The organism is Bacillus atrophaeus (assembly GCF_039519175.1).
In the GTDB taxonomy this organism is placed as follows: Bacteria; Bacillota; Bacilli; order Bacillales; family Bacillaceae; genus Bacillus; species Bacillus atrophaeus.
Window position 1 is genome coordinate 1,059,681 of record NZ_CP154443.1, and the last position, 24,562, is coordinate 1,084,242.

Consider the following 24,562-nt stretch of genomic DNA (forward strand, 5'->3'; position numbering starts at 1 on the left):
AGAAGGTGTCGGCTTGCTTATTTTATGGATAAACCAATGCTGAGTTCTGTGCGCCTGCATAAGATTGCGCGTAGTTTTTCGCGTTTTGGGCTGTCATGGCTGAGTAGCTGTAGTTTGTCCTCGGGTTCCAGCCGGTCAGCGGGGATTTTGGGGCTGTGAGGGCCGGGAATGAGCCGACGTCTTTGAATTGCGCCGTGCCGTAGTCATCAATCATTCCGCCTTTTTCGTTCCCATTTCCGAAGTAGTTGGCTTCCGAATATACGGTTGCGTTTGTGTGAATGGTGAAGCCTAGGTTGAAGTTGGTCATATAGTTATTTTTGGCATGAAAGTAGCCGTATCTCATGAGTCCCGGCGCGCGTACATAGACGTTATTAAAATAGTTGTTAGCGATCGTCATGTGGGGGTATCCGATATAATTTTTTCCTTGGCTGTCATCGTTTGGATAGCCGAGGATAAGCCCGTACCGATGGTCCGTGAATTTAGAGTTGGACAGCGTGACAAAATCAGCTTTTGCCCCTACATAAAGCAGTTTCCCTAAATCATCGTGGCTGTTGGGATTGTAGCTGTGCCCTTCAAAGGTTACATGGTCAATCCAGTAATTTTGCCCATGCGCTATGTACATAGGGATGTCGTTATTTCCGGTAATTGAAGCACTATGTCCGATAATGAGATTTTTGAAAATGACATTATTCGAGCTAGAGCCTGTTGTTATATAAATATTGGTCAATCTATGGCTGACGTATGAGCCGACAATGGTTTTATTTGCGCCGACCGTCACAGTGGCTTTTCCGGATGAGGAGATATCGCCAGTAATGACGACTGTCTTGCGGTCAGTGCCTGAGACATGGGTTCTTAAGTCGTTGAGGTTATTGACGTAGACGACAGAACCGCCCTGGCCTCCTGATACTGCGGATTTCGACTTGCCATTATGGTCTTTTGCGTTTCCGGCAAACCCTGTGAGTCCCTGTATCACATCGGGGTAATTCGCTGCCGCTTTTGCCGGCTGCGGAGCGGAACTTGTGAAGGCCAAACAAAGTGCAAGTCCCACAGATATAAAGAAAGTAAGATAATGTATTTTTTTGTCATCATAAATAACTCCTTCCATCATTATGAAAATGATATAATAAGAAAAATTATACATTTACATCATTTCAATCACATGATCTAATGGTATCATTTTACATTATGATAATAGAAGGTAAGAGCTGCTCTTTTGCATGTGAAGCAGCACAAAAAAGCCAGCAGATTGTCATCACATGCTGGCTGCAACCTTTTTTATATTGAGCTCTCTGCCTTCTTAGCTTCTGCTTTTGCCGGCCGCTGCTTTTTGACAAGGGTCAGCGCCATTCCGGCAAAAATCAAGACAATGCCAAGTGTTTGGAAAAGATCAGGGCGAAAACCGGTGAACGCGGTGTCCAAAATAATCGCGACAGCCGGATCAAGAAAGACGATAACCGAAATAAATTTGGTGGACAGAAACCGCAGGCTGTCAAAAAACAGCAAGTAGACGATCCCGGTATGAATAATCCCCGTCGATACCACCATGGTCCAATTACCTTGTGATAGATGAGAAAATAGTCCAAAGTGTATAAATGGAATTAACAGCACAACGCCCAATCCCGTTTGCAAAAAGGTCGTGGCATAGGGACTGAGATTGTTAATGCCCTTCCCAAGTAATGTCGTAAAAGCGTAAAATAACGCGGCAAGCACCGCCCAAATAATTCCGGACCCCATCAGCTGGCTGAATGACATATCCTTATTGATGCCTGAAATTAATGCGGTTCCGAAAAAACAGATGATAATCGAGCTGACAGAAATCACATTTAATTTTTCCCGGTAGATGACGCTTCCGAGCAGCAGGACGAGCACCGGCGCCAGATGATAAACGGAAATGGCAATGGTTACGGACGTTTCTTCAAATGATTTAAATAAAAATACCCAGTTAAACACGAGGAAGAAGCCGCAGGCCAGCGTTTGAATCACTTCTCTCCTGCTCCACTTTTCGGTTTTAAACTGCCCCGTAACAAGCCAGCATACGCCTAAAAACAGGGTTGCGCACAGGCATCGGACAAAGACCAATTCAAAAGATGGCAGATTGGTATGTTCAGAAAAAAAGCCGATAGAACCGAAAATCACCATGGAGATGACCATTTTCAGCACGGCTGTTGATTTTTGTTTTGGTGTGATTGAGAGATCTTGCTGCATCAAACGTATTCTACCTCCAGTTATGTATTGGAAAAGCACCCCAACTGCAAGGTGCTTTTCCTTTTATTATAGTTTCTTGCCCGCCGTCCAACCGCCGTCAATAACAAAGTTAGAGCCTGAAATAAAGTGCGCCTCATCAGAAGCTAAATACTTCATACAGGAAACGATATCACTCGGCTGCCCCCACGTATGGAGGGCATGGTTATCTTTGATTAGCTGAACCATTTCATCGTCTTGAAAATACTCTTCCGTCAGCTCTGTTTGGATGACCCCCGGTGAAATGCTGTTCACCCTGATTCCCTTTGATCCGAATTCCATAGCGAGCTGCTTCGTCAGTCCGATGACCGCATGCTTGGAAGACACATAGGCAGCCCGCGCAGGCTCTGCCATCAGCCCGGACACAGAGGCGATATTGATAATACAGCCTTGTTTTCCACACTTAGACCACAGCCTTGCCGCATCCCGGGAAAGAATAAAGGCTGCCGTCAGATTAATGTCTATGACTTTTTTGAATGATTCTGCTGATAACTCAAGAACAGGGGTAATTTCCCTTATCCCTGCCGCATTGATTAAGATGTCCGGAATCAGTTGGCTTTGTTCAAGCTTTGGTATCAAAGATTCCGCTTGCTGGACATCAGACAAGTCAGCTTCTTCCATGTGAAAGCCGCTGTTTACAATAAATTCTGACATTTTATTCGTATGAATATCTGCTCCAACAACCTGAAATCCGTCGGCTAGAAATTGCTTCACCGCCGCAAAGCCGATTCCGCTGTTTGCCCCAGTAATCATTATATTCTTTTTTTTCGCCATTTTACATTCTGCCCTTTTCCATTTTGTTAATTTGCAATAATCTGAATACTATAATTATAGTTTGACAATCTATTACAAATATTTTAAAGTAGATTAAACCCTCTATTTTCCACATTTTCTATCATACAGGATTTTGCAGAAAAAATCATCTACTTTTTAAGGAGAGATCAGTATGGTTCAGGTTTCAGACGTGAAAAAACAGGTAAAACCCGACATTTTTAACTATGCTTCTTTTTTATCGGAAAACGGTTATTCGTATATTCCAGCAGATTTCTACCAGCAGAAAACGGAAAACACCGCAGTCCGCGAATTACAGACTACATATGATGCTTTGAAAGCAGATCCTAAAGGAGGAGGCCGTTATAGAGCGCACTCCCGGTATATTCTGGCCCCTAACTCCGACACCCTTGAATTAGACCCCGATAATGGATATTTTCAATCAAAAGAATATAATTATGATGACGGAGGAACCGTCAGACAATTCGAGAAAATATCAGATGAGTTTCTGTTGCATCCAGTGACGCAGTATATGATTAATACAAATGTAGAAATTGCCCGCCAAACCGATTTAGTAGATTGGGAGAAAGAAGTGATTGTCGGGCTCCATCAAATCAGATATCATGTGACACCTGACGCGCCGTCATACAGTTCTCCCATTTGGCTGCACCGCGATGATGAACCGCTTGTATTCGTCCATTTGTTTAAACTGAGCGAGGATGCCATCGGCGGGGATAACTTGATTGCTCCGTCTGTCAAGCAAATTGATAAAGTGCTGCGGCTGACGAACCCTCTTGAAACGATCGCTCTCGGGCAAAAAGTCTTTCATGCGGTAACACCAGTCGGCACTGCCAATGAAGATGGCGCACATCGCGATATATTATTGGTTACATTTTCTAATAGATAAAAAAAGCGCCCGAGAGGTGCTCAGCTTAAAGAGAAAGTGGGGGTTTTGAAGTTGTATGTCAAAGAAACCCTCATTTTCTTATTTATTATTGTCTCAAGACACAATATATGCGGGTTAAATGGTGAAATTAATCCAGTATATTGTGTGGTTGAAATTCAAAAAAGGCTGTCGAGAGTTTCTCGACAGCCTGAGCGCCCTTTATGGCCTTTACATGTTTTCTTTCGTGATTGAAATTCTTCTTCTAAATCCTTTTCTTCAGCAGCTACATCCGCCTTCCCCTGCCTCCTCACAAGCGTTAAAGCCATACCCGCAAAGATCATTACAATGCCGAGTGTCTGTTAAAGATCCGGGCGGAACCCTGTAAACACGGTGTCGAGTACGATCACGACAGCGGGGTCGAGGAAGACAATGATTGCATTTATAACTAGAATTCAAAGGGTAAGAACCTGTTACTGCCGATTGTGCATAACTTCTAAGCTCTTTCCCTTAAACTATATTATAGCGAATGAAGTCATTTATTTGATTTTAAAGTATGGAACTACAATAAATAAAGATGCCAGTAAGACCAAAGCAATAATTATGGCTATATATATGCTTTTTATTAAAACGCCAAAAACCATAAGTAACAAAGGCATAAATATAGTGAATACTCCAATTATAAATAGTATAATTCCCATCCTTTTTGATAACTTTTCCTTATCACCTAAAAAAGTGAAGTCATTGTAATTTATTAATAGGGCTAATAATTTTTTCACACCAATTAAATAGGCGAATAATAAACATATAATCCCGCCAATAATATAGTTTATCAATCTCTTTCACCCTTTATAATAGTTTCTAAAAATTGTTTTGAATCAAATCCTAACTCTGCATCGACTTGTTTTTTTATTTCTGTTTGATTGTCTAAAAAGAAAACTGTTTATTTTTCTTTACACTTTTTACTAAGTTTATTATTGTTTGTTTTTGTTGTTCAAATAATTCAGGATCTTTTATTAATTATTTTATATAATTGTTCTTCTTAAAGATTTCCAACTCATGCTCATTTTCCATAATTAACTTCATAATTGGATGATTATCATCTACCTCTTCAATATCACCAAGAGTGCTTGCCGAATTTAACCAATCTAAAGTTTTCAGGAAACTTTGTTCATCAATATTTGGAGATCGAACTATTATTTCATATCGAATCTCCTGTATATTTGCTAATGCCTATTATACATATATTTACATAAGAGAAAAATAGTTTTGAAATAAAAAAAGAGAGCTTCTTAGCTCCCTCTAATTAGGATTTAATTTCTCATATAAACTTCTACAGTTTTTCCCTGTTTAATTATTATAAAACGTCCACTCTTCTGTATTTTAATCGGTAACTCCTTCTATACAAACTTTTCCGATGGTTATAAGATATCTTAATTTAAAGATTGCAAGCGGGTTTTTCTCAATTTTAACAATTAAACCCAATCACTTTTTTCTAACGAACAATTAAAACCGGACAAGGTGATAATTGAGACACTTTATGGCTGACGCTTCCAAGCATCATTTCTTTCAGTCCGCTGATGCCCCGGCTTCCGACGATGATCAGGCTGACGCCTTTCTCTTTTGCGTTATTTAAAATCTCGTGTGCCGGCTCTCCCTGTGCGTAGATGATTTCGGCTTGAACGCCGCTCTCGGCTGATTTCGCTTTTGCGTTCTCAAGGATGTGTAAGCCTTCTTTTTTGACTTCTTGCCTGATTTCATCAATAAAATGTTCTGGTACATAGACAATCCCGGTCAGAGAAGAAGTCGCTACGACGGCTTCTCTCCCCACATGAAGGATGCTTAGTTCTGCCTGCTGTTCTTTTGCCAGATGCACTGCGGCATCAAGGGCTTTTGCACTCATTTCTGACCCGTCAATTGCAACTAACATTTTGTTAAACATACGCTTCCCGCCTTTCGGACAGTGGGTGGTTCATCTTTCTCCTTTATTGTCCGCCTGCTGTCTGTTATTGTCAATTGCCGTGTATGTTTTTTCATAAAGTTGTCAGAGACTCTCTCCGTTCGTTGCGATCACCTGCTGATACCAGCTGAAGCTCTTCTTTTTGATTCGCTTACATGTGCCATTTCCGTCATTGTCACGATCGACATAGATATAGCCGTACCGTTTTTTCATCTCAGCGGTTGAGGCACTGATCAGATCAATTGGGCCCCATGACGTATAACCGATTAATTCCACGCCGTCTGCGATGGCTTCTTTCGCTTCCATTAAATGATCGCGCAAATAGTTGATTCGGTAGTCATCCTGAATCGTGCCGTCTTCTTCGATCTGATCAACAGCGCCCAGTCCGTTTTCAACGATGAAAAGCGGTTTTTGGTAACGGTCATATAACGTATTCAGCGTAATTCTGAGTCCTTTCGGGTCAATCTGCCAGCCCCATTCTGATGATTTGAGATATGGATTTTTCACGCCGCCCAGCAGATTGCCCCCTGATTTCGCAAGATCCTCAGGGTCGGTGCTTGCTGTCATGGACATGTAATAGCTGAAGCCGATATAATCAACCGTATGTTCCTTCAGAAGCTTCTCATCCCCGGGATGCATCTCTATTGAAATATCATTCTCTTTAAAGAAGCGTTTCATATAGCCTGGGTAAGCACCTCTTGCTTGTACGTCTGAGAAGAAAAGTGTGCTTCTTTCCTTTTCAAGCGCAGCCAGCACATCCTCCGGCTTTGGCGTCATCGGATAGGTTGTTGTGGCGGCAATCATACAGCCGATTTGTGAATCAGATATAATTTCATGTCCCGCCTTAACCGCCAGCGCGCTTGCCACGAATTGGTGGTGAGCCGCTTGGTACATTGCGTTTTTCTTATTTTCTCCTTCTTGAAACACAAGACCGCCGCCTGTGAACGGAGCATGAAGCACAACGTTGATTTCATTAAACGTCATCCAATACTTCACTTTGTCTTTATAACGATTCAAAACCGTTCGGGCATAGCGCTCATAAAACTCAACCACTTTACGGTTTTTCCAGCCGCCGTAGTTTTTCACAAGGCCAAGCGGCATTTCATAGTGAGAAATGGTGATGACAGGTTCGATATTGTGTTTTTTCAGTTCATCAAAGACATTGTCGTAAAATTGCAGTCCTTCTTCATTTGGTTCTTCTTCATCACCGTTTGGAAAAATTCTTGTCCAGGCAATGGAAGTGCGGAAAGCTTTAAAACCCATCTCAGCGAATAAAGCGATATCCTCTTTATAGCGATGGTAAAAATCAATGCCGGCATGATAAAGGTTTAACGCATCCTTAGATTCATCAAACGGGGACATGATGCCGTTTGGTGAGACGTCCGCCGTGGAAAGTCCCTTGCCGCCTTGGTTATAGGCTCCCTCAACTTGGTTGGCGGCAACTGCGCCGCCCCATAAAAATCCTTCTGGAAATCTTTTTTCATGTGCACTCATGTTTTTTCACCTCATATTTAGGATAACGCCAGTAGCGCTTCATTTGTTTTGACTGTGCCGCTTTCTTTCACTGCTGTGACTGCATATTGATCTGTGTTGGTGATAATAACCGGGGTGATGACATCGTACCCGGCCGCTTGTTATACCGATCGCGTGTTTTGTTTTAAATACAGTCGTGATAATGCCGGACACCGGAGCTGCGGCTAGCCCTTCTTCCGGCACAATCGCAAACCCTTTTCCCATAATTTCTGCAGAAAACATACTATCATTGAATTCGCTTAACGCTTTGACTTCTCCTTTAACCGGACTGTGAATCATCTCACCGTCTACTTTCATCTCCGGTGCCGTTTCATTGCTTCCATCCGCCTGTACATCCTCAAAGCCGATAAGATGCGCCGCAGCCGTACCCGCTGCGAAAAGAAATCACAAGTCCTATCACCGCATACAAAAACGTTGGTCCGATGAATTCCGGAATGCTTGGAAGACCGGCATTTCCGCCGACAATATAAGAAGCAACGCCCGTCACACCGTAAAATGCTCCGCCTATTAAAGCAGCCGCAAACGGTCTTTTCAGTCTCATATTCACCCCGTACATCGCAGGCTCCGTGATGCCCATTAAAGTAGTAATGCTTGTCGGGCAGCCGCCACATACGGATTGCTTCCAAATTTTCTCGCCACGCTCACCGCAAGCAGCATCGGCAAGAAGTAGAATGCGCCGTCCCCTATAGCTGTGAGAATGGTGTGTGCCTGGCTTGTCTCCGCCATCCATCCAAATGTCACCGCTAACGCGAGAAGCCCTTTAATCATCCCCGCTCTGGCAACTGCCGGCAAAATCAGTGTAAAGACTCCGGAAACGACATCAAAAAGGGCACTCAGCACATTCTTTTTCTGTCCTGATGCTCCTTCGGCACGTTATTTCCGATAATGATTTGGAATTGTTCGCCGCTGATGTTCGTCCATCTGCTCCAAACGGCTCCAGTCCGCTTTGTCATTGTCATGAAGGTTGAAACGCAGCCTTGTCATACAATGGATCACACTCTGGATGTTCTCCTCACAGCCGACAAGTTGTAATATTCTTTTGATACTTTATGATAGTCCATGTGTATACCTCCTATTTTTGGGGGGATGAGCTGGATGGAAGGCGGCCGCCTTTCTCCAGCTTTTTTGATATGAGTCAGAACATAAAATGCCGCATCACCTCCAACATTGAAATAAAAAAACCTAAATACGCAGTTTACGAGAGTCGCCCCTCACACGACATAATTTAGGTTTTGCCTGTTTACACAGTAGCAATCCTAGAGAATTGCTGTATTGGTTGTAGCGGTTTTGACGATGTCGGCGCTTTCATAGTAAAAAAGATGACGTTTCTCACATCATCTGTTCCTGTCAAATCATCTTCAAGCTTTCTTTATGGGCGTCATATATACTTGATACCACAGTGGCTAACGTCTCAATTCCTTTTCTCATTTCTTCGTCTGAAACAGTCAGGCTGATTCTGATACAGCGCTGTTCATGGTCTGTTCGCTTGCTTGTATTATGGAAAAAAGAAGAGCCCGGAACAACAATGACATAATGCGCTTTCAATGTTTCATATAACTCCATGTCACCGACCGGCAAGTCTTCAAACCAGATCCATGCGTATAGCGATCCTTCTCCTTTGTGTAAAAACCACTTTTTATCATGAGGCATGGCGTTCATCAGCGCTTCTTCGAGCACCGCAAATTTTTTCTTATAATAGGGCCTGATAGATGTCTTGGATACTGACATAAGGCTTCCGTCATTAATGGCGGCGGCCACCATGCATTGGCCCAACCTAGATGAATGAATGGAGGCATTCGATTGAAAAGCTTCCATGACTTGAATAAAAGCGGCAGATCCAATCGCAATCCCAACCCTTTCCCCGGCGAGGCCTGTCTTGGAAATACTCAGGCAGTGAATAATAGATTCATGAAACACCGGCTCCATCTCAACAAAATTGATAGCCGGAAATGGCGGCGCATAGGCAGAATCAATAAGACACGGAATGTTCAGCTCTCCGCAGACCTTTGATATTGCCTCAACATCCCCCTCTGAAAGAATATTTCCGCATGGATTGTTTGGCCGTGACAGAACCACAGCCCCGATATCCGGGTCGTTGTACATTTTTTCCAAAAACGCCTCTTTGTCTAATTCATAGCGAAATGTGTGGTCATCCAGCTTAGACACGATTGGCGAAATGCCCTCTATCATCGTCTCGTCCAGCGCCACACCGCTATAACCGGAGTAATCAGGAAGCATCGGAATCAATGCCTTTTTCAGTTTAGAGTCTGCTCCAACTCCGCAAAAAGCATTAATGGCAAGAAAAAACAAATTCTGGCTGCCGGCAGTGATCAGCACGTTTGACCGTTCAAGTGTGAGGCCGTATTCGTTATTAAAGAATCGAACGACACTCTCAATCAGTTCATCTGTTCCGTAGCTTGACCCATACTGGCTGATAATCGAAGGAAATGCTTCATCCAGAAGCAGTTCTTTCAGCTTAGACTCCCACACTGCCGTCACTTCCGGCAGAATGCTTGGGTTCCCCACACTCAGATTCGTATATTGGTCAGAGCCGGAGGCGAGCACCTCCTGTATGTCTCCCATAATGGCCCTGACTCCGACTTTCCGGCTCATTTTTTGTCCGATTTGACTTAGCTTTAGATTCAATTCCATTCCAGCTTTCTTTATTAATCTTGGTTAAATACTAAGTAAGGCGTCTCAATGGCGGCATTGCGGCTGTAAATGACATATTGTTCAGGAATGCTGAAGCGGTCGCCCTCAGCACCCGGCGGCAGGAAGTGTCTCACAAATTGCTCGGCCTGCTTTTTATAGACCAAATCATCCTCAATTTCTTCCAGCTCTTCTATTTCGGCAACCAGTGTTTTCAGATCATTGATACATAGCTCAAGATTGAGAGACAGAGGCTTGGTTTGCCCTTTTTGGATCGACTGGCTGTTATCCATCAGCCAGCTGAATAAGAAAAACCCTGTGCCAGAATCAAAGTTTTGCGCGGCATTATGCTGGCTCGGATAACGCAGAAGCCGTTCAAATAAGACAAATTCGATAATTTCTTCCCAATACGGAAATTTGCGCTCAAATAAAGTGATGATCGTCTGGCAATCTACTTTAATTTCTTCTAAGATACCGGCAAAAAAGTTCATTTTCGCTTGGATATGTTTGTTAAAAGGCTTATTTCCGCAGTGGTGATAATAGTCGTGCAGATAGCCCCACAGCACCCTCGCTTCATATGTATCTTCAGGATTAATATCAGATGACTTGAATGTCATATTTTCAAATATATTACGCGCTCTGATCAGCGTATCATCATTGTAAATTTGATAAAATTTATTAAAGTAGAAAATCGCAAACGTTTGAGAAGTAATTTTCTCGCGTGTTTTGACGTTCTCCGGGAAAAACACGATACATTTTTCTTCGGTGAATCCCTTTGACCCTGCTAAGAGCTTTAATGATTGGCAGCCATTTTGCGGATGCGGCAGCTCTTCTTCAATCGGAATCATCATATCCGGCTCCTCTCGGCTCGCTAAAAAGGCTTCAAAAAAACTGCCTTTCTTATGCGGTCCGTTTGGCGTCACAATCGGCGCCAGAAAAAAGGTCGTCTCATGATTATTCGGCGGACGGTATGCTGTCAGTGTACGGTCAAAATACGGCGTTTCGTTCAGACCGCGGCTGAACCAGTCAGATACATCCTGTTCAAACGCTTCCCCGACCTCTTCCAGCTTCAGTGATTGCCAGATCGTTTTCGCGTCTTTTACCAGTTCAACAAGAAGCTGCTTTGCCCGGTCCTCATTTTTTTCAATCTGTCCTTTGAAATGCTGGTACTGCTGAATTTGGTGTACAAGAGGAACAATTTTTGTTTTTACCGTTTCAATTAGATCATTCGTGACTGTCAGCATAGTCATCCTCCATATCAGGTTTATTCTTTAACCCGTGAATCGTAAAGCACATCGGCACTTCGCCAAAGTCTTTTACAACATGTAAGTGGTTCTCCGCAGCGGCTTTGAGTGTGGTAATGCAGGCATCTGTATGGCCCGACGAACAATCCAGCGCGGCTTGTGAATTGCTGTTGACTAATTGGACATTATCGCTGAAAAGCTTTGCCAAATGAGCCGGCGCAGGATGGGAAGCAATTGTTCCGATATCCTTATGGCCGATGTCCTGTTTGGCGGCAAGAACCATGCTATAGGTAGGCATCACAAAGCTATCGATAATTTCCATATCAAGCAGATTTTCAAAAACGACATTGTGTAAAAGCGGATAGACAGCACACCCCAAAAGTACTGAATGTTCCGTCTCCTTCACATGCACCAGCGCTTCCTCAAGAGTGCCGTACAGCCGTACCTCACCCTCCAGACCCTGATTTTCAAGCCAAAGATAACCGGCTTTTTCACAATTAGTGCCTTCGGGACCTAACGTATGGACAATTGTCTTTTGTAGCGTAACTGATTTCTTTTCTTCCGCGGTTACAATCATTTTGGCCTCCTATTGATAAAGAATCGTTAGTTCTTTATCCAACATTTGATAATACCGGTCACAGTCCTCATATGAATCATGGCTCGTCAATATAAATCCCGGATAACCGGAAAAATGCGGATACGGCAAAATGTCTGCGCCTGCTTCAATGAACTGGAATACTCGTTTCACCTCAGACTGGCGCTTAATGTCTTCCAGACCGGAAACCTCCACAAACGTACCTGATCCCTGCACAGGAATAATGTAGTTGCCGACTGTTTTTGATGCCGTAATCGGACCGCCCAACACATCCTCAAACAACAGCCCAAACGCATTTCGAATGATCAGTTCCATAAAATTAATGCCTGTGCTCTCTTTCACAATAAAGTGGGAAATGCCCGAACCGCCTATGCGGGGGGCTACTTCAATCACAAAAGGCTTCCCGCTTTGATCGAGACGAAGTTCTGTATGAGCCGCGCCATTGTCTATGCCAAGAGCGGATATCGCCTTCCGCACCTCTTCTGTGATCGCAAGACGGCTTTCCTCTTCTAAACGGGCGGGCGCAATATAGACGCCCTCTTCAAAGAACGGCCCCTTACAATCTCCTTTATAACCGATGGAAAGCACATGAACCTTCCCCTGAATGGACATTGTTTCAATCACAAATTCAGGCCCGTCAATAAATTGCTCGACAATGATGCCGCTATTGCCTTGAATAAATTTTCCTAAGTCTCCTTGATTAATCGCTTCTACCTTGCTGATCGCTTCCTTCAATTGATCCTGATCATTTACTCTGACAACCCCTTGGCTTGAAAAGCCGTTAATCGGTTTGACAACGAGAGGGTATCTCAGCCCGCCTGCATCAATATCAGCCGCTGAACTTATTTCATAAAAGAAAGGGGTGTTCAGCTGATGCCGTTTCAATACTTGACGTGTCGCATATTTATTACGGCAAATGGCGATGACCTGTGAAGGCAAATGGCGAAGCCCGAGCTCCTCGGCCGCCTTTGCCGTGAAGTTTAAGGCCGGTTCAAAAAGCGTTAAGATTCCGTCAAAATGGTCGTCTTCATTTGCTTTTTTGACGATTTCCATGGAAGACGCTTCGTCTTGAAAAATAGGAAGAGGAATACACCGCTCAACTGCCGGGAGATGTCCCGGATGCTCCTCAGCCGCAGGATAAAAAAAAGTGATCCTTACACCTAAGCTTTCGGCTTCTTCAAAGATAAAAGGCAATTGTTTATTTTGACACATGATTGCTAAGTGTTTTTGTAACGTTGTCATCCTTCTTAATCCTTTCTCTTCTCAGGTTGATACACATCACACCAGTTATGACAAAAAACGTTCCGATATAGATATTCAGATTTAAGGCTTCTTGTAAAAAGATAAAACCGATATATAAAGCAATGACCGGCGAAATAAATAAGTGCGACGTTGCTTTTGAGATATGCCAATGCTTCAAGAGGTAGATATTGATCCAAAAACCTAAAACGGAGCCCACAATAGCCAAATACAGAACAGCATACAAACTGACGCTTGAAAACGTCCGAGTGCCATCTTCTATCAATAAACTGCTGATTAATAAAATAAGCCCCCCGCTTAACATCGATATTGAATTAAAACTCAGAACAGGGAGCGACCGAATTCTTTTTTGAACTTGAATGGTAATAAACGCAGAACCGACCATCGCACACAAAATCACAGCCATCGCTACAATTTCAATGACATTTACTTGAATAAACAGCTGATTTCCAAACACAATCGTCATCCCGATAACGGCCAGCACTATGCCCCACTTCTGCAAGGCTGTCGCGGGCGTTCCCTTCACAATTCGATTGATCACCAGGGCAAAAACAGAAATACTTGCAGCTAAAATAGATACTAAGCCGCTTGGCAAATACTGAGAAGCCCAGTAAACTGAACCAAAAGGGATGGAAAAATACATAATGCCGTTTAACACCGCTAAAACAACCAATTCTTTCGTCACGACAAATTGCTTGCGAATCAAAAGAAAAGCGGCAATCAAGACACTCGCGATCAAAAACCGCATCCCCGCCGACCAAAACGGCAAACTGTCCTGCAACCCCGCCTTCTGCACAGCCCACGTCGTTCCTCCTATTAAACACGCAAGACAAAAAAGCAAATATACACGATACTTTAAGAGATTAGACATAAGACCCCTTCACCTTTTCACCCTGATTGTGTAGTCAATGACACTCAAAAGTAAGTTAATATTTATCAGAAAATAATCAATTTTCCACCTATTATTAATAAGCAATACTATAACTTTTTTACAACATTCAGTCAATATAAATTTTACATAGATGTAAGAAAAAGAAAAAAAGAACGGATTGGGTGCCGTTCTTTTATTAAACCTTACATTAAAATTATTTTAAATACTCTACTTCTATTCGGTCTATTTTTTACCGATTAAACACGCGTAATCTTCGAAATAATCATCTTCATCCATTATCTCAATCACAGAATCTATAGATTTATCCTTTAAAATACCGCTGATGTACTAACTATAAGTAATGTCAATGCGTTCTAACTCCCCTATCACTTAGCGCCAAATCGGCTTTTCATCAAATGTAACGCCATCATTTCTCCAAGCATGCGGCTATACCTCTTGTTTCTATCATACTATTTTCATATTATATGATGGGTCGTATTAGATAAACAGATAAAAGGGGTCGTTTACAAAAAGAAAAAATGATGTAAAAAGTAATGAAAAACTCAACGAGTTTACAAGATGAAAGAATTCTTGGCACGGATATTATTGAAGAGAACCCGTACTCATAAACATTTCTTGCGAATATTCTATTTTATTCCAAATAATTCATATCTATAGAAAAATACAATTTCCTGCATAGTATAGAGTACTTTTATATTTTATGATCCATCCAAAAAATCCTTTTTCTTAAGAAAGGATTTTTTTGGATTGCATAAGTTAAATTTGTTTATCTAGCTCTTCACTCCCCAAACCGCTTCCCCGTTACCACTCAACACACTAAACGTCATCACATTCTTCTCTCTCACAGAATCCCACTGCCGCACAAACACTCCATCATATTTCACGCCGTCTAACGTGATTTCCGCTTCATTCTTCCCAGTCTTCTCCCAAGTCCCGGTCATTTCCCCGGAAATGGTGTGGTTTTTGTTGAGCTGGATGTTGATGGTTTTTTTGATGTCTGCTGAGATATCTTTTCCATGCTGAATGATTTGGTATTTTCCTGTGACATCCTTTTGCTTTACTTTCTCCAGCTTTTCTCCCGCATACCGATACGGTGCTGCAATCGGCCAGCCGTCTTTGTTCATGAACAGTTGGTGGACTCTGACTTCGTGTTCTTCGCCTCTGTCCGGAAAGCGGGTGTGGAAGATTAAATAGGAACGGCCTGTTTTTTCGTCATAATAGGCTGAGTTGTGGCCTGGCGAGACGTATCCTGTTCCTTTTTCGTTTTGTGTGGCGAATGAGTAGCTGCCCATGAGTTTAACGCCGTACGGTTCGATGGATTTGTCGTCGAAGAAGGTGCCATCTTTTCCTTTAACGTCAATCATGTTATGGCCTTCTGCATCGTAGTACGGACCGTCTGGTTTTTTGGAGCGGACGACGCGCATGTTGTAGCCGCCTGTTGCGTCAAGTCCTCCGAATGATAGATACATGTAGTAGTATTTTGTGTCTGGATTGTATAGAATGTACGGGCCTTCGATTCGGCTGTGGTTGCCGCCGAGCAGTTTCTTCCCGTAACCTTGGTTCGGAAGCGGGAAGCCAGTTTTCGGATTCATTTCCAGGATGAAAATGCCGCCTGAGTAAGAACCGTACACCATCCACAGCTTGCCGTCCTTGTCGAAAAAGGTATGGGGGTCTACGACGTTCGGATGTTTTGTCGCGTCATATGGAGTGCCGTCATTGCTTGTGCCTTCCATGCCTGATTTCAGAAAGATGCCTTTGTTTTTGTAGGGGCCTTCGATGTTGTCAGCGACGGCAACACCCATGGCCGATCTTGGTGAATCTCCGCGGCAGGCGTTGTAGTACATGTAGTATTTGCCGTCTGCCAGCTGCGTGACGTCCGCGGCCCACAAGGTGTCGGATTGCGCCCATTCGAAGGTTTCTTTTAATTCTTCATACACATTCGGGATGAGAGGGTTCTTGTTAGTTACACTTGTGGTCAGCTGCTGCCATTGCATGAGGTTCTTTGATTTGGCGGAGGCTAAATGGGAGCCGAATACGTAAAAGGTGCCGTTCGTCTCAATGACGGAAGGATCATGGACGCTGACTTCTTTAAAGACGGGTTTTTCTGCCTTTTGTGCATGGGCATCGTTTGGCAGGGTGAAAGCCATGAGAAGAGCAACAAGAAAACATACACGAAACAATCGGTTGAACATCTGAACAGTTCGCCTCTCTTTTTTATTAGATTTTTAAACGCTTACATTTTATGAAGGAACACCAGCCATTTAGGAAGACCGGCTGTTTTCATATTCAAACGGGTCCCCACTATTCTCTTACATTGTCCATGATCTCCATCACAAGCTGATGGTTTGGCTGCCTGTTTGATGCAGGAATGCATTTTGCATATCCTTTACTTCATAGTTCAACCCTTTTGCGGTTTCTCCTTCTTCATCACCTCTGTTTTTCCATTCGCATACGTAATAAGTGCTTTGTTCGGCCTTGTAAAAGCGTCGACTGTGATAATGCCTTCTCTAACCAAACAAAAAGTTTATGAAAAAGTACGAGTTCTCTAGATGAACACTTTAACAAATATATGAACCCGGAAGAACATCTTTTAACTTATCGTACAACGAACAAAAGACGGTAATCACAATTATGCCTGTGACCCAAGACTTTGTGAATTTTGTCCATGCCTCAATAGTTGTACATAGCAGAGATCATCGAAAGATGCTTCAGCAGCAAATCTGGGGATTATCTAGACGAAGTTGCAGGATCACCAGATTTTTCACATTAAAAACAACAAAAAAAAGAGACTGGAATGTTGAATCTCTAGCCTCTTTTTGTTTCGCCGTTTTACGGGTGGATACTAACTTTCTCTTTTGGTTCAGTTTCTAACATTTGATATTCAAGGATTCGATATAGTAACCGTCGATTTAAACTCTTTTTCCAAAGTAGTAACTTAAAAGTCACTAGAAGCTATTATCTTGCTTATCGGTCAAATATGACTTCCATCTCTTCAGGAGTAGACTTGTCGGTTTGCTCCTCTGCTCCACCGACTAACCACATTCCTACTTTATCAGCTGCACTGATTCCTGCATCATAAGCTGCTTTTGCGGCCGATCCAATAACTTTTGCACCATTCCATAAAGCTTTAAGTTTATATGGCTCAACAGTTCCTTGTTCGTTTGCCACAACGATCTTTTTTTGATAGTCAGTATTATTAGCAGCAGCGTTAGCAGACGAATATGTACCTGCCGATATAAGAATTGTAGCTCCAAGTACGACGCCCATTACTTTTTTGTTCAATTTCACTTTAATCACCCCCTTTCAAGTAATATATTACCATTAAAAAACAAAATAGGGTATTGAGAAATATGAAGAATATTACAAAAAACAATTGGTGATTAAACCTTATTTTAATTAAGTTTTCACCCTATTAGCTTTCAAGTGTAGTTCCTTGTCTAAAAGCTTTTGTATAAATTCATCAATATTATGGTCGATCTTCTGATATTCCTCATAGTCTAAATCTTTTGTAAAAAACACAATCTCCGTCGTATTACCTTCTTTATCTTTAGCAAGTATTGTTTTATTAATTGTATTCAGTGTTCTCCCGTCTTTTCCACCGATGTACATTTCTTTGTTTGTTTTAATAGCTAGTAGTCTTAAAAGTTCCTTTTTAAATTTAAATTTATCCTTGTTAATATGACCCAATAAATCTGAATATACTTTTGCGCTTGATTTAGGAAGGTACCTTGTCATAATTTCTTGTTCTTCTAATGTAGGCTGATAATTTTTGTAATTTGGAAATTTACCTTTCTCATTCAGTTTTCGAATAGAATATACAAGATTAGTATATTCTTCATAATTAAGTTTTGTGATCCTGTCACTTGTTTCTTTAAAAGAGGAATCCTTATACTTCCACTTCATGTAGTAGTGGGTCAGTTCACTTAAGCCAATAGGATACAGTTTATCATGAGGTTTATAGTTATTGCTTATAGTATTATTAACGTTTTCTAATCCAAGTTTGTCCAGCAGGAAGTCAGTATTCGGGTTTGAACTATGGGTAAAAAGACTTCTTACAATTTCCTCCAACGCAATAGTCTTTGTTTTTTCTCCTTTAATTGTTTTAATTTTATTTAACCACTTCTTTTGATTATCATTTTCTCTTTTAATGAACACATAGTCTTCTAATTTTTTTAAGGGTATCTGTTCCTTAGGATTGATTATCTCTTTGTCCACCTGCCTTAAGAACTCTATAGCAATCATAATCTTATATACGCTTGCTAGCGGCATGCTATTATTCTCTGAGATGCTGATAACTTCTTCTCCATTTTCAACCAGAATAAAACTCGCCTTTTCTGGATTTTCATTGATGAAATTTACTATGTACTGAACATCACTGGCTTTAAAATAGTAGAATGCACATCCCGCTAATATAAGAAGAACAACAAGGATACTGCTGATAGCAATAAGAACACGTTTGACAAATTTGCTCATATTTCCTCCGTAGAAAAAGAAGCGTCAGCTATACGCATTCGCTTCCAGGTTATCTGATTTATTAATGGTCGAACAGCACTTCTAGTTCATCTTTATTCAGGTCATATTCCTTCTTGGTGCTTGCAGTGCTCCACTGATCAGCAGCCCATGCGCTTGTAAATTGTTTTGCAACAAATTTTCCCCCTGCAAATATCCATTTTCCAACTGCCTGAGGTCTCACTTCTTCTTTCTGATCGTTAACAACTTTTTTGCTATCTGAGCTTGCTGTAGCAGAAGCAGAAGTTGAACTGTAGAAAGCGGTAACAATTAAAGCAGCACCTAGCGCCACACCTAAAATTTTTTGTTTCATTATGAACAGCACTCCTATACATTTTGATTTTTGTTGTTGATAAAGCAATCATTATTACATTTGCCGGCTGGGACAATTTTTCGATTAGAAGCAATGTAATCATATACTCGCTGCCCCAAGCCAAACATCTTACCTAAATAAAGCACTGGGAGAATCGGCCACAGTGGCAACAGTCTCTTTGCAATTTGAATAAAGGCAAAGATTCCTTCCTTCACTGAACTTTTTGAACTTTTACTGTGCATTCGTTTTTCAAGTTTTTTTAAATTCAATTGATATTCGTCTCTCACCCCTTCTTCTCTAAAAGAAATGTATTTTATCAAACCAAAATAATCCATTCGTTTCAGACGATTTACACTGTTAATGCAGAAAGGACACCATCCGTCATAAAAAACAGTGACTTTAAAGGATTGGACTGTAGTTGATTTTCCTATTTTTTTTCGCATGATAAATCTTAGGAATACACTTAAACGATGGTGCTTTCGCTTGATAAATGTGTAGAATTGAACATATTCTCGATCGGATATCATAATGAGATCAGCTATGATCATAATTAGCGAAAAGGTAACCAGACCCATGGCGAGGCCTATACCAGCATGGAAAGATACCATCAGGAATACAGCAATATATTTGGTTTTCAGGTTAAACAATAGAAAGGGAAATGCTAATTTAACCATGATCGCAGCATACGCTGTAAAAACTAAAAGGTAATCGTTTCCTAAGAAAAATTCACGTAGTTGTGGATTGGAAAAGAGATCTACTTGAAGGATATAAAAAATAGCCGTGCCGCTGTTCCACATTTCCCCCATAACTTGATATAAGCCCGAAGCCATATACACAATGCTAACTTGAATAACACAGGCAAGAACTGCAAAGTTGTGGAAAATCATTTTTATTTTAAAGAATGATGTATCCTTCTTCTTTAGATAACTGCCTTTAAACTTTTGTGCATCTACTGAAAAATAAGCAGTAGTGTTTGCAAAAAGAAGATAAAACAAAAATAAATACATCAGATTATCTCCACCATCTGATAGAAAGTGGCTACACTGAATAAGCGAATACGTAAAAAGGTAATTAAAGAATCCCGTTACTCTTCCCATAAAACCAATAGTATATAGGAAAGCAATTATTGCCCCTAAATGGAAGAGCAAATCAAAATATATTCGTGAATCATTCAGAGCATAGAGACTATAAATTCCTCTGTTTGAACCAAGCAAACCTTCGCTGCTCCATAAAAAATAACGCTGGGAGTAGTGCAGTACATAATTGTACAAAATAATAATTCCAAATCCTATTCTTAGCAGACTGGCTCCTTTTAAGTAATTCTCTCTGCATGAAAAATCAAAGAATCTCTCCGGCAATGCTTTTATCTGAAAGGCAGACAACTCCTTCACTCCTTTATAAGATCGGTACTACATCTTCAATAATTTCTTTTTCTTTAAATTGCTTTACCACATTCCAGAGGTTTTCCACTCTGTTGTCCCGCTTCGAAAAAGGCGTGTTCTCCTGCCTTAAAATTCGCAGTTCAATGTTAACTATCCTTTTATCAGGAAACAGGTATTTTGCATAAGAACTACCGAAACGATAAAGTATGGCCTCATTTTGCTGAAATTTTTCGTCTCGTTGCTTATCCAGCTTTTTGATTTTTTCTTCCTCTCTCTCAGATTCTTCCAACTTTTTTCGGTAATCGATGACTAACTCATCTTCTGAAGTGAGTTCTGAAATAATTCCAGTAGAAATTCGGGCCATTCTGTTCAGAGGACTAAAGTAATTCTTATGCATTTCTTCAATCATGGGAGTTGTAATATCAATCCAATCAGATTTACTCTCTCCCTCAAATCCGACCTTAACTTGAATGCTTTCATTATGTGAAACCGGATCTGGCGCAAATAAGTGCCAGTTTTGAACAAAAAGAGGTTCCATATATTCACTAATTTCTTTTTTATACTTGTTGGAAATTGGATTCATTGGCATGACATTTAAAATAACAATCATGAAGTGGAATATAAGCACACCGGATAGAAGTATAGGAACAAGAAACATGACTTTTTTCAAGGCAAACGGCTACCTTCTTTCATTCATTTATATATCTTATTCTATCATAAATAGGAAAATATGGTATTGATAAAAATTTGGTGATTTAAGACTTTTTTCGCTAGATTTTAAAGCGTTTTTCTAAACATATTGTGCTTTTGATTATTTATTAATTAGTTTTTTTCTAAAGGATTCGTCTGTTAAAGTGTTAAGGACAAATTGATTGAAATTAAGCTGTAATCGTTTGGCTGTTAATGCATTTAAATTATTAGAGAAGAAAACAAGCTCTGTTTGATTTCCATCCTTATCTGTAGAAAAAGAAGCATAAGTGAACACAAATAAAGTGGAACCTCCTTTAAAGCCGCCTCTCTCTATCCACTTCCTGTTATTCACATTAGAAAACAGAGCATATCCTAGTAGTTCTTCTAAATAATTTTGCATATCATGATTGAATTGTTTTCTGCAATTGATCATTCTCATTACCTTTAGATAATCAGACGCTGATCCTGCCGGCAAGCGTTCAGACCAGACTTTCTGAAACTCATATTCAAGGTAAACTTTTTCCATAAATTCGTGCTTTTCCTCATTTTTAAGGTGCTCATGAATCGTAAGAGAATAATCTATATATTCTTTTTCAGGCATCTCTATCAAACGTTTTAATAACTGATCTTTCTTTTTAATCTTTTCTATTTGACTAATATAGGAAGGTATATACAAAGATGATACGATTGGAAATATCATAGTATGATGACTAAGATTTAAAGTTTCTGGAACTTCATTAATGGATTTCAAACCTAAATAGTCCATAAGAAACTCTGTATTGGCATTTGAACTAAAGGCTATCATTCCGATAGCAATCTCTTTAAGTGTATAGGAAGGCTTATCATTAAATTTTTCGATCCATAGCTTGTGTGCTCCTCCATCAGTTCCCTCTAGATAATACTTAAGAAGCTTTTCATTAGGTATGGATGTATTTACATCAATGATATTTTCACTTGCCTGCCTCGTGAATTCGATTGCCACTATTATTTTTACTGTGCTGGCCAAAGGCATGGTAATGTTCGGATTAATAGAGATCAACTCAGTTTGGTTTCTTGTAATGATCAGAGAAACATCCTTATTTTCTTTCCTTTTTTTTGCATAGTCTATTGCAACAAAAGGATTATTGGTTACCTTTTTAAAATAAAGGACTATTACTACTCCAATGGTTAAAATAAGGACTCCAATAATAATAGTAAATTCAAACAAATATGAAAGTCCTCCCTTTTATCTGTACTTTCTAATATACAAGACATACTTATTTTCCTCACTTTAATGCAATTACTGGATTAAGTTATCTTTACTACTGCGATGTTATAAAGTTGGCATAACAGTTAGTTTGGATCTGGATGATCTACTAATAGTATAGAATGATCAATAATTATCTCAATTAATGACAGAATCTCTGTAACCGTTAACATACCTTTGGTTAAGATAACCAGCAGACAATTTCTCATAAAACTCATTTATATAACCCCTTTCTTCAAGGACAACAGTCTATAAGCTTTTTGGTAATATTCACTGCTTTTTTTATACTTTCTTTCTTTTTCAAACATGCCAGCTGTAATATAAAGAATTTTGCTCAAATAGATAACATTATTTATCTTTTCAAAATAGGGAATGACTTCTTCTTCAAGGAGTGTAATCAGTTCTTCGATTTCCCCCTCAAATTTTAGTTTTTCTACTTTTGCCTTATAGTAGTATTCTTTTGATAGATTATATGTAGAATAATAGGTAATAACCTTATTATATATTTTATAAGCTTTTTCTTTTTCATTAAGCTTCAAATGTTCCTCAGAAAGATGAAGCAGTGTATTTAAATAGGAATTCTCATTTACCTCTTTAAATAAAAGACTTTCTTCATAAAATCTAATAGCATTTCGATTGTTTCCTTTTTGTGATTCTAGGTATGCTAAGTTGTGTAAACCTTTCGCACACAGATAATAATATTTGTTTGATTTACACATAGTAATAATTGTGTTAAATTTCTCCTTTGCTTCAATGTATCGTTCTTGTCTTGTCAGGTTAATTCCGATAATTAAATCACATTCAATAATACGGTTATATTTTAATTGCTGGGTAAACAGGTGCTTTGCATTTTCTGCATAATAAATAGCCATTGAGATATCGTGGAGTTGACTATTGGCAAAAGCCAGGTGATAGTAAAGTTCGGGAAGTGGATTGGCTTTTTGTGATATAAATCCCTGTTCAGCCTCTAAAAATAAGTTTTTTGCCAGAAAATAATTAGATTTCAAGCAATATAAAATTCCTTTGAAATAGGTGAAATAATTCCAGACCTGAACAGACATATTCTTTCGAATCTTTTGTAAACTCAATATCTTCTTTGAAGCAGCGTCAATATCTTTGACATATAAAGCATCTCTGATTTCTAACAACTGAACAAAATTCGAAAGATCCGGCGGTAGTCTTTTCTTCTGATAATTTCTCGCCTTCTTTTTGTAAGAATTAATTAGCTGGTTATCTTTGATAATAATAGACTCATACCACTGTTCAACAACGTGGATTAGTTCCTTGTACTCGCTTTGTACCTTCTCAATTTCAATCTCAAGTCTATTTAATAGGTGATTGAGAATATCTTTACTCGGACTAATCTTATTATTTTCCAGCTTGCTTAAATAGGGAATCGAGCAAATAGATTTTGAAAGCTGATCTTGAGTCAGTCTCTTTTCAATTCTATGTAAGAAAATGAGCCGACCAAAGTTAATAGGTGGTATAGTAATTTTCATGTCTCCAGCCTCTTTAAGCATAAATTTAGTTTTTACCTTAATCTGCACCATTCAAAAGGTTAACTCACACCTTATTAACAAATAATAACTTTACTTTAAATGTATGTCAATTTTTCAAAAAGCACCAAGAGGTCCTAAATACCTCTTGGTGCTAGTTTTGTACGATATTAGTCTTTCTGGGGTTTTGAGTAGGTAGGAACCAAAAGAATACCCAGTATAAACATCACAAAAGATAATCTACGAACCAAATCATAATATTCACCAGATTTAAAAAACATCACATTTATTACCATAGCAATTGCACCGATAACTACCATTATTTTTCCAAGTGTTTTCCTAGACAAATCTTCCCCTCCTCTTTTTCAACTAGTACAAACATGTTTTTCTAACAATCAACTTTGCCTAGATATAAATGTGAAAAGGTCCTCGAACTATGCAATGCCTTTTTCACATCATAACCAAAATTTTAGATGCTGTTTTATGTTAACTTCCTATATGAAGTTTCATAATTTAGGTACGATTTACACTTATGAAAGGTTCCAAAGAAAAATCTCTTTTTCTCAAAAAGACATTAAGAAACATAAATGAAACAAACAGCTTTTCATGTGTACGTTCTCACTCATTCCTAAAATGTAAAACGCTTTTATTCCACTGCATTTCATCTTATGATAGAATGACATCGATATGGATAAACACCGGCCCTTTAGGAAGACCGGATGTTTTCATATTCAAACGGGTAGGTGATTTCCCACTGTTCTCTTACATTGTCCATGATCTCCATCACATCTCTTGAGAAGCTGATGGTTTGGATGCCTGTTTGATGCAGGAATGCATTTTGCATACCCTTTACTTCATAGTTCAACCCTTTTGCGGTTTCTCCTTCTTCAATCACCTC

22 protein-coding genes and 2 pseudogenes are annotated in these 24,562 nt (G+C 39.9%); 1 reads left to right on the forward strand and 23 read right to left on the reverse strand.

Going from position 1 to position 24,562, the window contains the following annotated elements:
• Positions 1 to 22: 22 nt before the first annotated feature.
• The 3 genes from AAHT65_RS05485 to AAHT65_RS05495 all read right to left on the reverse strand — a co-directional run bounded on the left by AAHT65_RS05485 (position 23) and on the right by AAHT65_RS05495 (position 3,015).
• Positions 23 to 1,105 carry a pectate lyase gene (locus AAHT65_RS05485; protein ID WP_343311506.1) on the reverse strand — a complete coding sequence of 361 codons (1,083 nt, stop codon included), beginning with the start codon at positions 1,103 to 1,105 and terminating at the stop codon, positions 23 to 25.
• 170 nt (positions 1,106 to 1,275) lie between these two features.
• Positions 1,276 to 2,205 carry a DMT family transporter gene (locus AAHT65_RS05490; protein ID WP_061668979.1) on the reverse strand — a complete coding sequence of 310 codons (930 nt, stop codon included), beginning with the start codon at positions 2,203 to 2,205 and terminating at the stop codon, positions 1,276 to 1,278.
• Positions 2,206 to 2,271: 66 nt separating this feature from the next.
• A complete protein-coding gene (locus tag AAHT65_RS05495) occupies positions 2,272 to 3,015 on the reverse strand; it encodes an SDR family NAD(P)-dependent oxidoreductase (protein ID WP_277714119.1) in 744 nt (247 codons plus the stop codon).
• A gap of 172 nt (positions 3,016 to 3,187) precedes the next feature.
• Here AAHT65_RS05495 and AAHT65_RS05500 point away from each other — a divergent pair, with 172 nt between their 5' ends.
• Positions 3,188 to 3,919 (forward strand): 2OG-Fe dioxygenase family protein, encoded by a 732-nt coding sequence (locus AAHT65_RS05500; RefSeq protein WP_343311098.1) that lies wholly within the window; start codon positions 3,188 to 3,190, stop codon positions 3,917 to 3,919.
• A gap of 236 nt (positions 3,920 to 4,155) precedes the next feature.
• Here the strand turns inward: AAHT65_RS05500 and AAHT65_RS05505 are convergent.
• The 20 genes and pseudogenes from AAHT65_RS05505 to AAHT65_RS05600 all read right to left on the reverse strand — a co-directional run.
• Positions 4,156 to 4,335, reverse strand: a pseudogene (locus AAHT65_RS05505) (EamA family transporter); the annotation flags it as partial.
• Between the two features lie 99 nt (positions 4,336 to 4,434).
• A complete protein-coding gene (locus AAHT65_RS05510) occupies positions 4,435 to 4,731 on the reverse strand; it encodes a hypothetical protein (RefSeq protein WP_343311099.1) in 297 nt (98 codons plus the stop codon).
• Positions 4,732 to 5,390: 659 nt separating this feature from the next.
• A complete protein-coding gene (locus AAHT65_RS05515; RefSeq protein WP_343311100.1) occupies positions 5,391 to 5,837 on the reverse strand; it encodes a universal stress protein in 447 nt (148 codons plus the stop codon).
• 102 nt (positions 5,838 to 5,939) lie between these two features.
• Complete coding sequence (locus AAHT65_RS05520; RefSeq protein ID WP_343311101.1) at positions 5,940 to 7,349, reverse strand: 6-phospho-beta-glucosidase; 1,410 nt, start codon at positions 7,347 to 7,349, stop codon at positions 5,940 to 5,942.
• A 17-nt stretch (positions 7,350 to 7,366) separates the two neighbouring features.
• Positions 7,367 to 8,449: pseudogene (locus AAHT65_RS05525) on the reverse strand (PTS glucose transporter subunit IIA).
• Between the two features lie 286 nt (positions 8,450 to 8,735).
• Positions 8,736 to 10,040 carry a valine--pyruvate transaminase gene (locus AAHT65_RS05530; protein ID WP_343311102.1) on the reverse strand — a complete coding sequence of 435 codons (1,305 nt, stop codon included), beginning with the start codon at positions 10,038 to 10,040 and terminating at the stop codon, positions 8,736 to 8,738.
• Positions 10,041 to 10,054: 14 nt separating this feature from the next.
• Positions 10,055 to 11,281 carry a DUF6421 family protein gene (locus AAHT65_RS05535; protein ID WP_343311103.1) on the reverse strand — a complete coding sequence of 409 codons (1,227 nt, stop codon included), beginning with the start codon at positions 11,279 to 11,281 and terminating at the stop codon, positions 10,055 to 10,057.
• Entirely contained in the window at positions 11,262 to 11,858 is a 597-nt protein-coding gene (locus AAHT65_RS05540; protein WP_063638270.1) for a hypothetical protein, read from the reverse strand. Before AAHT65_RS05540 ends, AAHT65_RS05535 begins: the two co-directional genes overlap by 20 nt.
• A 9-nt stretch (positions 11,859 to 11,867) precedes the next feature.
• Positions 11,868 to 13,118, reverse strand: a complete 1,251-nt coding sequence (locus tag AAHT65_RS05545; RefSeq protein ID WP_010790417.1) for an ATP-grasp domain-containing protein — start codon at positions 13,116 to 13,118, stop codon at positions 11,868 to 11,870.
• Complete coding sequence (locus AAHT65_RS05550) at positions 13,075 to 14,007, reverse strand: DMT family transporter (RefSeq protein ID WP_034717682.1); 933 nt, start codon at positions 14,005 to 14,007, stop codon at positions 13,075 to 13,077. The genes AAHT65_RS05545 and AAHT65_RS05550 overlap by 44 nt, the downstream gene beginning before the upstream one ends.
• Before the next feature lie 791 nt (positions 14,008 to 14,798).
• A complete protein-coding gene (locus AAHT65_RS05555; RefSeq protein WP_343311104.1) occupies positions 14,799 to 16,220 on the reverse strand; it encodes a glycoside hydrolase family 43 protein in 1,422 nt (473 codons plus the stop codon).
• Between the two features lie 772 nt (positions 16,221 to 16,992).
• On the reverse strand, positions 16,993 to 17,316 hold the full coding sequence (locus tag AAHT65_RS05560; protein ID WP_106044516.1) for a hypothetical protein: 324 nt from the start codon (positions 17,314 to 17,316) through the stop codon (positions 16,993 to 16,995).
• Positions 17,317 to 17,424: 108 nt separating this feature from the next.
• Positions 17,425 to 18,501: a serine hydrolase gene (locus AAHT65_RS05565; protein WP_343311105.1), complete on the reverse strand. Its 1,077-nt coding sequence runs from the start codon at positions 18,499 to 18,501 to the stop codon at positions 17,425 to 17,427.
• Between the two features lie 61 nt (positions 18,502 to 18,562).
• Complete coding sequence (locus tag AAHT65_RS05570) at positions 18,563 to 18,850, reverse strand: hypothetical protein (protein ID WP_268507338.1); 288 nt, start codon at positions 18,848 to 18,850, stop codon at positions 18,563 to 18,565.
• Between the two features lie 14 nt (positions 18,851 to 18,864).
• Positions 18,865 to 20,232 carry a DCC1-like thiol-disulfide oxidoreductase family protein gene (locus tag AAHT65_RS05575; protein WP_343311106.1) on the reverse strand — a complete coding sequence of 456 codons (1,368 nt, stop codon included), beginning with the start codon at positions 20,230 to 20,232 and terminating at the stop codon, positions 18,865 to 18,867.
• Between the two features lie 13 nt (positions 20,233 to 20,245).
• Positions 20,246 to 20,902 carry a DUF5819 family protein gene (locus AAHT65_RS05580; RefSeq protein ID WP_088118304.1) on the reverse strand — a complete coding sequence of 219 codons (657 nt, stop codon included), beginning with the start codon at positions 20,900 to 20,902 and terminating at the stop codon, positions 20,246 to 20,248.
• 141 nt (positions 20,903 to 21,043) lie between these two features.
• Positions 21,044 to 22,129, reverse strand: coding sequence for a serine hydrolase (locus tag AAHT65_RS05585; RefSeq protein ID WP_343311107.1), 1,086 nt, complete (start codon positions 22,127 to 22,129; stop codon positions 21,044 to 21,046).
• A gap of 257 nt (positions 22,130 to 22,386) precedes the next feature.
• Entirely contained in the window at positions 22,387 to 23,667 is a 1,281-nt protein-coding gene (locus AAHT65_RS05590; RefSeq protein WP_343311108.1) for a helix-turn-helix transcriptional regulator, read from the reverse strand.
• Between the two features lie 167 nt (positions 23,668 to 23,834).
• Positions 23,835 to 24,011, reverse strand: coding sequence for a hypothetical protein (locus AAHT65_RS05595; RefSeq protein WP_157763281.1), 177 nt, complete (start codon positions 24,009 to 24,011; stop codon positions 23,835 to 23,837).
• 359 nt (positions 24,012 to 24,370) lie between these two features.
• Positions 24,371 to 24,559, reverse strand: a complete 189-nt coding sequence (locus AAHT65_RS05600) for a hypothetical protein (protein ID WP_088118307.1) — start codon at positions 24,557 to 24,559, stop codon at positions 24,371 to 24,373.
• Positions 24,560 to 24,562 lie beyond the last annotated feature (3 nt).

What these genes read in the sequence shown, in the direction of transcription:
- AAHT65_RS05485 (WP_343311506.1), bottom strand. Translation starts at nt 1,105, where the DNA reads ATGGAAGGAGTTATTTATGATGACAAAAAAATACATTATCTTACTTTC.
- AAHT65_RS05490 (WP_061668979.1), bottom strand. Translation starts at nt 2,205, where the DNA reads ATGCAGCAAGATCTCTCAATCACACCAAAACAAAAATCAACAGCCGTG.
- AAHT65_RS05495 (WP_277714119.1), bottom strand. Translation starts at nt 3,015, where the DNA reads ATGGCGAAAAAAAAGAATATAATGATTACTGGGGCAAACAGCGGAATC.
- AAHT65_RS05500 (WP_343311098.1), top strand. Translation starts at nt 3,188, where the DNA reads ATGGTTCAGGTTTCAGACGTGAAAAAACAGGTAAAACCCGACATTTTT.
- AAHT65_RS05515 (WP_343311100.1), bottom strand. Translation starts at nt 5,837, where the DNA reads ATGTTTAACAAAATGTTAGTTGCAATTGACGGGTCAGAAATGAGTGCA.
- AAHT65_RS05520 (WP_343311101.1), bottom strand. Translation starts at nt 7,349, where the DNA reads ATGAGTGCACATGAAAAAAGATTTCCAGAAGGATTTTTATGGGGCGGC.
- AAHT65_RS05530 (WP_343311102.1), bottom strand. Translation starts at nt 10,040, where the DNA reads ATGGAATTGAATCTAAAGCTAAGTCAAATCGGACAAAAAATGAGCCGG.
- AAHT65_RS05535 (WP_343311103.1), bottom strand. Translation starts at nt 11,281, where the DNA reads ATGCTGACAGTCACGAATGATCTAATTGAAACGGTAAAAACAAAAATT.
- AAHT65_RS05540 (WP_063638270.1), bottom strand. Translation starts at nt 11,858, where the DNA reads ATGATTGTAACCGCGGAAGAAAAGAAATCAGTTACGCTACAAAAGACA.
- AAHT65_RS05545 (WP_010790417.1), bottom strand. Translation starts at nt 13,118, where the DNA reads ATGACAACGTTACAAAAACACTTAGCAATCATGTGTCAAAATAAACAA.
- AAHT65_RS05550 (WP_034717682.1), bottom strand. Translation starts at nt 14,007, where the DNA reads ATGTCTAATCTCTTAAAGTATCGTGTATATTTGCTTTTTTGTCTTGCG.
- AAHT65_RS05555 (WP_343311104.1), bottom strand. Translation starts at nt 16,220, where the DNA reads ATGTTCAACCGATTGTTTCGTGTATGTTTTCTTGTTGCTCTTCTCATG.
- AAHT65_RS05565 (WP_343311105.1), bottom strand. Translation starts at nt 18,501, where the DNA reads ATGAGCAAATTTGTCAAACGTGTTCTTATTGCTATCAGCAGTATCCTT.
- AAHT65_RS05570 (WP_268507338.1), bottom strand. Translation starts at nt 18,850, where the DNA reads ATGAAACAAAAAATTTTAGGTGTGGCGCTAGGTGCTGCTTTAATTGTT.
- AAHT65_RS05590 (WP_343311108.1), bottom strand. Translation starts at nt 23,667, where the DNA reads ATGAAAATTACTATACCACCTATTAACTTTGGTCGGCTCATTTTCTTA.